Genomic DNA, 8,396 nt, shown 5'->3' on the forward strand with positions numbered 1-8,396 from the left:
AATTATGAGTTAGCTTTCAGATCTAAAATTCAAAACCTTTAATTATAACATAGATTTTTTTTGCAAGAGGTCTAATGATGCTACATAAACCGAATTGCTGCTCGACATTCGCATTAAGGTCGATCGACCGTTGGAAGCAGGCGTGACATTCCCCACAGGTATTGGCAAATTCATCAGCATTCGGCTCTCATTGGCGGGAATCTCGATCGCAGCGGGCAAAATGGCTTGTCTGTATCCCCGCAGGACATCGCTGGTGATGCGGCTTCCAGGCCCGGCAAACACAGTGCCGAATCTATTTTCTAAATACGACGGCAAATCGACAAATAAGGCATCCGGCCGAGTTAAATAAGTCGCTCCTTGCAAGACATTTAAAGTAACAGGTTCGGAGTTAGGATTGTGGACAATTATTCCTTGAAATAAGGTGCGAGTTTCGGCGCGATTTTTAGCTTTGGCGATGTGGTGGGCGAAGATGTCAAATCGGCCTTTGAAGGGAAAGTTTAAGTGTGCAGAAGGTACTTGTTTGGCTTCCGGGGGAAATGTGGAGAGCAAAATGCCTTCGGTTTGCACAACTTCCGGGCTGTTGCTGTTGAAAACCGGGATGCTGTCTAGTTGCCCCGGCAAAACGCGCACTTGCTGGGGCACCGTCACAGTGTTCAGCGGGGCGGTTGTCTGCGGTTGTGGTAAATCCAGTTCGTTTTCCGGCAGCGGGAATTCTCGCTCGATGATGACTTGTTGGGTCCCAGGTGCGGGGATTGTTTGAGCTAAGGGGAAAATTGGCAAAAACATTGCTGAGAGCGCGTTTAACTGAACTTGCAGAAGATTGCCACATAGCAACCGACACAGAACATTACCACAAGTTGGTTTATATTTTCTGGTGAGGTTGGGATTTTAGGTCTATTTTTGCAGAAATTCGGACATCGCAAATTTTTTGTTCTTCACCTTGACAAAATGTAGAGCATAAATAAGAGCCAGAAGCACTATAGCTGCGCTGGCTCTTATGAGTTGATACTAGAAGTTAACCTGCATTCACTAGAAAAGCGATGAGCTTTTCTGCCGATGGATGGCCTGCACCCCTGAGACAATTTAAGCAAGAGCTTTTTTTGCCTGCTTGCGGCGGGCTGCTACTAAACTTCCCAACCCCATCACCATACCTGCGATAGTGGTTGGTTCGGGTACTGGCTCAGCATCAGGGGAAACTCCGGCCATAACTTTGTCACTGGTGCCAACACGAGACCCCTCTACCTGCTGGAAGCGAACCCCTGCCTTAAGCGTACCATTCTGAAATCCCGTCAAGAAAGCATTTTCTGCCTGAGCCGCACTCAGACTGCTGCCAGTTAGCAAAAAGCTAACCAAAGTAGACTGATTTTTATATAAGCCTCCATTAGCGTTTCCACCATTAAAGCTCTTGCGCGGAGTGCTAATGCCATAGTCGAAACCGTTGTGCAAGCCACTAATATCAACATTGTTCCAAAACGCTGTAAAAGTGCTGCCTGCGGTAGATTTAACCGATGCATTAACGCCACTCAATACGTCAAATGCCACGGCAACGAGAGAAGAGTCTGTTGCACCACCGGCTGTGACCTGAGTGCCAGTGGTATTCTTGATGCCTAAATTCAGGAGCAAATCGGCTCCACTTTGGACAAAGTTGAAGTCCAATGTTGCAGTAGCACCGGTGCCGATAACGTTGCCCAGGCTGTTGGTACTACCGTACTCAGGTGCCACGGATAAACTGAATGCTTGGGCTTGCGTTGCAGTTAGTAATGAAGAAGCAATGACTAAACCAGCGGTAGCTAGACACGCGGTTAGTGGTTGGGCGAAGTTGGTTTTCATAAGAGTAATACCTTTTTTATATCGTTGGGGGGATTGACTTTACTGATTTCTTTCGGTACCTGTTTACATCATCTATCATGTAAAGGTATTTGTCTATACATTTTTGATACCTTTACCAAAACAATATTCTTCGAGGTTTATTCTTGAACCTTTCGTAAACTTGGTTGTATCGCAAACGCTAGGATAATTGGTGCTGAAGCATTCCACGGCTAACTATCCGTTATTGCAACTTTCGGTATCATCGGCTGTCACAACCGCTAACTACGTAATTTTACTTTTTGCCAGTTAGAATTTATACAAATAATGAGAAATATGTTGGTCGATCGCCAGATCTACGGCAAAGTAAAATTTAGTTGCACAGCCAGTAAATATAGAATTAGTAACTCTTCCCGGGCGCAGAAACAGGGTTTTAACGACTAAAATACGGCGTGGAGGGCCTGGGTATCGCTGAAAAAACCTGGTAGATCCCAGTCTCAGTGCGTAAGTCCACTACACTTAACGTTATGCAGACACAGCCCAAAAACGGATACAAGCCCCCGACTAATGTTGTGGAAAGATAAAAATTTTAGACTCATGTTCAATTTCCCAGATTCATCTGTGAAGTAAATCTAAAATCTAAAATCTAAAATTTAAAATCTAAAATCTAAAATCGACACAATCCCCGCGTCCCCTACCATTTGAGATTGCATCGGCTCGCCCACCACTGACACAATAACGTTAGTAACAGACAAATTTTCAATGACAATAATTTTAACCAACGACGACGGCATCAATGCTCCGGGCATTCAAGCACTTTTGCAGGCTGTAGAAGGCAAAACAATTATGGTGGCTCGTGGCTCCGCAGGGGCAATTGTCGGGCTGCGGGCATCAAGTGACTGCTCACAGTCCGATTCATGTCGATCGCTGATCGTCCTTTGAGTATGCTGTAGGGGGAACACCGGCCGATTGCGTGCGTATTGCTCTTCATCACGTTTGTGCGAAGCCGGATTTGGTGCTTTCGGGTATTAACGCGGGTGGAAATTTGGGGGTTGACGTGTATATTTCGGGTACTGTTGCGGCTGTGCGGGAAGCAACTATGCACGGTATTCCGGGCATCGCAATTTCCCACCGAATTAAAAGGCCGCTGGAAATTGACTGGGATGTCGCTACTCGTTGGACATCGCGGGTGTTGGCCCATTTGCTGAACCGGGAACTAAAGTCTGGGTGTTTCTGGAATGTGAATTTGCCGCATTTAGCGCCGGGAAGTGCGGACCCAGAAATTGTGTTTTGCCAGCCTTCGACGCAGCCACTGCCGGTGGTTTACCGGGTGGAGGGAGAATACTTTTATTATGCCGGAGAATATGGGTCGCGCGATCGGGCCGCGGGGACTGATGTTGACGTGTGTTTTGAGGGTAATATTGCGGTGACTGAGATATCGCTGTGATAGATTTGGGAGATCGAACTATATTTTTTTTCAATAAACTCTAAATAGACGGTGTTAAATTCGATCGGGGACGGAAGGTTTCATTCCAGAAACAGCTTTATCGAAGCAAAAGCAATTTGAAAATAGCGGTTTAGCAGACACTGACTCGCAACAATCCAAAGCAGTTGATGGAGAAATCCGTCAAAGGGCGATCGCGTTCGTTGAGAAGTTACCGGAAGCTGTGTTTGATGAAGCCGTTAAGTTTCTCGAATCTTTGTATGTTAAGGGCGAGCCCGTCGAGTAGCGATCGTACTTTTTGTTGTGAGAAATTCAGCCGCGTTTCGCACAGTGTAAATATACAGTCACCAAATAACTAATTACTTGATCGCACAGTCAAAACTTGCGGCGGCGTCGCATCCGGCGGATACAATAAATCCACCTGAACCAAACGGCGTTCCCCCGGCTTCATATTCAGATTCACCAAAGGTTCCCCCTGCTGTCCCCTGCGCTGCACAATGTGAATGTAGCGCGTCAAAGTCTTGCCCGTATCATCCTTAAACATCACCCGCACCGTACCTCGGAAAAATATCCGATTTTCAGGAGGCTCGTAAAACATCAATCCCCCCGCTTCTGTATTTGCTTTGAGCGGTGTTTGCATTTTAATGCTAACAGATTGGGACTCACGAGATTTGTTGTAAAGAGGAAAAGTTAAGTTGTATTGAATGCCGTAATTACCGTGAGCAGAATAAGCTGTATCGGGATAGCGAGCTAACATTTTTGCACTTTGAACTTGACCAGTTCCAAAAGTACCCGTATCAGTAGTGCTCAAAGCATAGGAAAATGACTCGCCGCGCTTGGGAATAGTTAAATAATCGGTTCTCGAATTGTCCGTAATTTTAGCTTGCCACTGGGAACCTTCAGCTACTCCTGCCACGCGGCCGTAAATTTTTGGCACCGGATTTTCGCCTCTGGGAGTTGGTGCTAAATCTCTTGGCCCGGCTAAACCTTTGGTATTTAAAATATTTTCCCACTGTTCTAATGTGGGATCTTGCTCGACTCCTCTTTGACTTTGAGGAACAAACATTGCTAATGATGCTACATAAACCGAATTGCTGCTCGACATTCGCATTAAGGTCGATCGACCGTTGGAAGCAGGCGTGACATTCCCCACAGGTATTGGCAAATTCATCAGCATTCGGCTCTCATTGGCGGGAATCTCGATCGCAGCGGGCAAAATGGCTTGTCTGTATCCCCGCAGGACATCGCTGGTGATGCGGCTTCCAGGCCCGGCAAACACAGTGCCGAATCTATTTTCTAAATACGACGGCAAATCGACAAATAAGGCATCCGGCCGAGTTAAATAAGTCGCTCCTTGCAAGACATTTAAAGTAACAGGTTCGGAGTTAGGATTGTGGACAATTATTCCTTGAAATAAGGTGCGAGTTTCGGCGCGATTTTTAGCTTTGGCGATGTGGTGGGCGAAGATGTCAAATCGGCCTTTGAAGGGAAAGTTTAAGTGTGCAGAAGGTACTTGTTTGGCTTCCGGGGGAAATGTGGAGAGCAAAATGCCTTCGGTTTGCACAACTTCCGGGCTGTTGCTGTTGAAAACCGGGATGCTGTCTAGTTGCCCCGGCAAAACGCGCACTTGCTGGGGCACCGTCAGGGTTTTTAGCAGGCTGCTGCTTGGCTGTGGCGGCAAATCCAGTTCGTTTTCGGGTGCGGGGGCTTCTGGGTCGATGATCAGTTGTTGTTGGGCGAGAGGTGCGGGGATTGTTTGAGCTAAGGGGAAAATTGGCAAAAACATTGCTGAGAGGGCGTTTAACTGAACTTGCAGAAGATTGCCTTGACGCAAAGCAATCGACACAAAACTTTACCACAAGTTGGTTGATCTTTTTGGGGATTTTTGGATGTTAGGTGAATGTTTGCGGTAAATTGGGCGATCGCCCAATTTAGGACTTTGGAAAAGTCGCGTCCAAGGAAGGCAATGGAGCGAGCCTCTTCGTCTCGATCGACTACACGCCCACTATACAAGTCCGGTGCAACCAAACTTGATATGACCAATTACCAATTCCCAATTACCAATTCCCAATTCCCAACTTGCGTTATTTCTGTTTTAGGACTACCAACGTAATGTCGTCAAAAACTTTATGTTTGTCAATATGTTGCCGCACATCATCAATTACTGATTGTCGAATTTCTTCAACCGTTTTGTGGCGATTTTCTTTGGCTACTTGGCACAATCTTTCTATGCCGTAATACACTCGATTTATATTTATAGATTCTGTAATTCCATCTGTGTAAAGCACTACTACATCCCCTGGATTAAGATGCAATTGAATTTGGGAAACAAAACCAGAAATATCTTCCTCTAATCCCAGGGGAAAACCGAGTTCAATTGTATCGATAAGTTCGATGTTACCATCAGTACGGACTACGATAACTTCTTCATGTTGACCGCTGAGGCTGAAGTTACTATCTTGATAATCTAACAAAGCCAAGGTCATGTTTCTAGACGAGTCGATGCGCTCGATATTGGCATAAAGGGTGCGGTTTAACACATCAAGAAACTTCACCGGATCGGTTTCGTTCATTTGTTGGAGAGTGCGGACGGCGGTTTGCGCCATAATCATTAATACGCCACTTTCTAAACCATGTCCCGTAACATCGCCGATGGTAATTTTTACCTGATCATTTTGGGTTAGCACGTCGTAGTAGTCGCCACCCACTTCATCGGCAGGTTCCATATATCCAGCTATTTCTAATCCTTTAATTTTATCAAGTTCTGATTGTTTGGGCAAGATCATTTGTTGCAGTCGTTTGGTGACTTCTAACTCAGCACTGAGGCGGATGTTTTCGGCTTTAAGTTTGTTGTTGAGGGCGCTAATTTCCTGGTTTGCTTCGGCGAGTTGGGCGGTGCGTTGTTGCACCTTTTCTTCTAAAGTTTGATAGAGGCGGGCATTTTCGATGGAGATCGCAGCTTGGGCGGAAATGATGTTGAGGACTTCTAGGCGATCGCGCGTAAAAGCCCCGGCTGTTAAATTATTTTCTAGGTATAGGATGCCCACCAACTTACCTTGGTTAATCAGGGGGCTACACAAGATAGATTTAGGTCGCTGCTGAATAATATACGGGTCAGATGCAAACCTGCTTTTATTCGTTGCATCATCGATCGCCAGAGTTTCTTGCGTGCGTTGTACATAATTAATCAGCGAGATAGGAATCACTTGATTTTCAGTCGCTGACTTGGAGATTAATTGACATCGTTCACCCGTACATTGAGCTTCAATTTTCCACTTACCTGCTTGGTCAGGTATGATGAAATAAAATTTTTCTGCTCCGGCGTTTTCCAGCAATACTTGCATCAAATTCGAGAGTAACTTATCTAAATTAACTTCCCCTGAGAGCGCTTGGGAGGCTTTAATAATTGTTGATAAATCCAGAGCTTGTCCAGCACCTGAACTGGTGGTAGAAGTGATAGTGGTTCTGCTCTGAACAATCATTTCGTCTCTTCCACTCGTCAGGCTCTTTTTCCTACCGACGACTGGTGCGAGTAGTTCAGCATGGCGCTCTTCTAAATCTTTAACTTTTGCCTTCGCTCCCCAGCGAATATAAGCATAGTAAGCGTCAATTAGATAGGTACGCGCTACTTTCTGACGACCTAAAGTTAAATAAAATTCTGCTGTTAGTTCATTGGCGAGGGCTTCATCCTGTACATATCCATTTTCCTTGGCTCCATCAATCGCCCGGTCGTAATATTCCATTGCTTCTAGCGGTTCTCGTAAGACGCGAGCTTTTTCTGCTTCTACTAGGTCATACTTATGTTGGTAGTTCATGGGGGCATGATGCGCCCAGTATTTCATCTTTTCTTGATTTTCTTCTACTTGTTTCAGATATTGTTGCTGCTTTTCCTCAGTTTCCTGAAAATACTGAGCTAAAAGAGCCAGAGAATAGTAATAAATATGGTTATTAAAGCTAATGTTAGCTTGAACAAGCATTGAATTATTTAAGGCTGTTTTAGCATGAATTATAGCATTTTTATAATCTTTAAATAAATAGCAAAGTAGGGTTTTTGCAAAAAGCACTCTAAATAAAGACATTAAATTATTGATTTTTGTCAAATAAGCAATAGCTTCTCCCTCATTCAAAAATTCACCCGTTAAAATTAGGCTATTATCTGTTATGCCTCGTAAATTTGCGACTAATTGACCAATTATTTTGAGCAGATAAAACTGATATTCTTGGGAAAAATTATCTGCAAAATCAATATAGTGTTTTTGTTGTTGTTGCACGTAGTCTAAATGCTCGCCATTAAAAAACTGATGAGCACAGTAGTAATCAGCAGCATGACAAGCATATTCTATATCTCCAAATTCTAAGCCACTATTAATTGCTTGACGAAGGGGTTCTATAGTTTCCCTAGTATGCTTTTTGAAGTGCGTAATACAGATGGAAACATTAACCAGTATTTTAGAACGAAACTCTTTGGCATCTAACTGCTCTAATACTTGTAAAGAAAGTTGACCAAGTTGATATGCAAAATCTATATCTGGTATGAGCCAACACACCAGTGCTCCGTAAATAGAATAGGCAAAAGTACACTGTGGCGAATTCCCATACTGACGAGAAAGTTCGATCATAGTATATAAAATTGGTAGCGATAGCGGGCTTTCTGCGAAGCAAGCTGGTGGGAAAATCAGAACTAAAAGCTCCATAGCCGCCAGCTTGTAGGGATCGGTCATTTTTGGCAGCGTAGCTAACTCCTCTATATTAAGTTCTTGCGGGGGTAATTGAGATATTGTCACTCCCAGTATTTCGAGGATTTGTAGCCCAGTATCTAAAGCAGATTTAATCTGGTTTTTAGCGAGGTTAATCCTAATTTTCAGCACATATAAGTTGACTTGTTCGAGGATTGTTTTGGCTTTTTGAAGAGTGCGATCGCACAAGATACCCGCTCGTTCTAAATTGGCATTGAGATATTCGGCTTCCGCCGCTTCCAGATAAAAATTAAATGTCAGATCGTATCTACTTTCCCAGCTATCTTGACTCAGGAGTTCTATACCTACATTCAAATAATTAACAGCAGCTTCATATCAATACTTCGGACAGTTTTTAAAGAGGGATACGATCGCAATAAAACAGAGAAGTGAAAAAGTGAGTGAAATCT

At 44.2% G+C, this 8,396-nt stretch carries 4 protein-coding genes and 1 pseudogene; 1 reads left to right on the plus strand and 4 read right to left on the minus strand.

Going from position 1 to position 8,396, the window contains the following annotated elements:
• Positions 1–42 precede the first annotated feature (42 nt).
• Both QUA77_RS28090 and QUA77_RS28095 read right to left on the minus strand, forming a co-directional pair.
• Positions 43–786, minus strand: coding sequence for a DUF3370 family protein (locus tag QUA77_RS28090; RefSeq protein WP_445302111.1), 744 nt, complete (start codon positions 784–786; stop codon positions 43–45).
• Between the two features lie 297 nt (positions 787–1,083).
• On the minus strand, positions 1,084–1,830 hold the full coding sequence (locus QUA77_RS28095) for a PEP-CTERM sorting domain-containing protein (RefSeq protein ID WP_333453868.1): 747 nt from the start codon (positions 1,828–1,830) through the stop codon (positions 1,084–1,086).
• A gap of 738 nt (positions 1,831–2,568) precedes the next feature.
• Between QUA77_RS28095 and surE the strand changes: the two are divergent.
• Positions 2,569–3,253 (plus strand): annotated as a pseudogene (gene surE / locus QUA77_RS28100) (5'/3'-nucleotidase SurE).
• Between the two features lie 352 nt (positions 3,254–3,605).
• Here the strand turns inward: surE and QUA77_RS28105 are convergent.
• Together QUA77_RS28105 and QUA77_RS28110 are read right to left on the minus strand one after the other, a co-directional pair.
• Positions 3,606–5,036 (minus strand): DUF3370 domain-containing protein, encoded by a 1,431-nt coding sequence (locus tag QUA77_RS28105; RefSeq protein ID WP_445302112.1) that lies wholly within the window; start codon positions 5,034–5,036, stop codon positions 3,606–3,608.
• Positions 5,037–5,334: 298 nt separating this feature from the next.
• Positions 5,335–8,301, minus strand: a complete 2,967-nt coding sequence (locus tag QUA77_RS28110) for a SpoIIE family protein phosphatase (RefSeq protein WP_333453872.1) — start codon at positions 8,299–8,301, stop codon at positions 5,335–5,337.
• Positions 8,302–8,396 lie beyond the last annotated feature (95 nt).

Source organism: Microcoleus sp. K5-D4 (assembly GCF_036704575.1).
Classification (GTDB): domain Bacteria; phylum Cyanobacteriota; class Cyanobacteriia; order Cyanobacteriales; family Microcoleaceae; genus Microcoleus.

Bases quoted from the DNA above. Each gene is read 5' to 3' on its own strand.
- QUA77_RS28105 (WP_445302112.1), bottom strand. From the start codon at position 5,036: ATGTTTTTGCCAATTTTCCCCTTAGCTCAAACAATCCCCGCACCTCTC.
- QUA77_RS28090 (WP_445302111.1), bottom strand. From the start codon at position 786: ATGTTTTTGCCAATTTTCCCCTTAGCTCAAACAATCCCCGCACCTGGG.
- QUA77_RS28095 (WP_333453868.1), bottom strand. From the start codon at position 1,830: ATGAAAACCAACTTCGCCCAACCACTAACCGCGTGTCTAGCTACCGCT.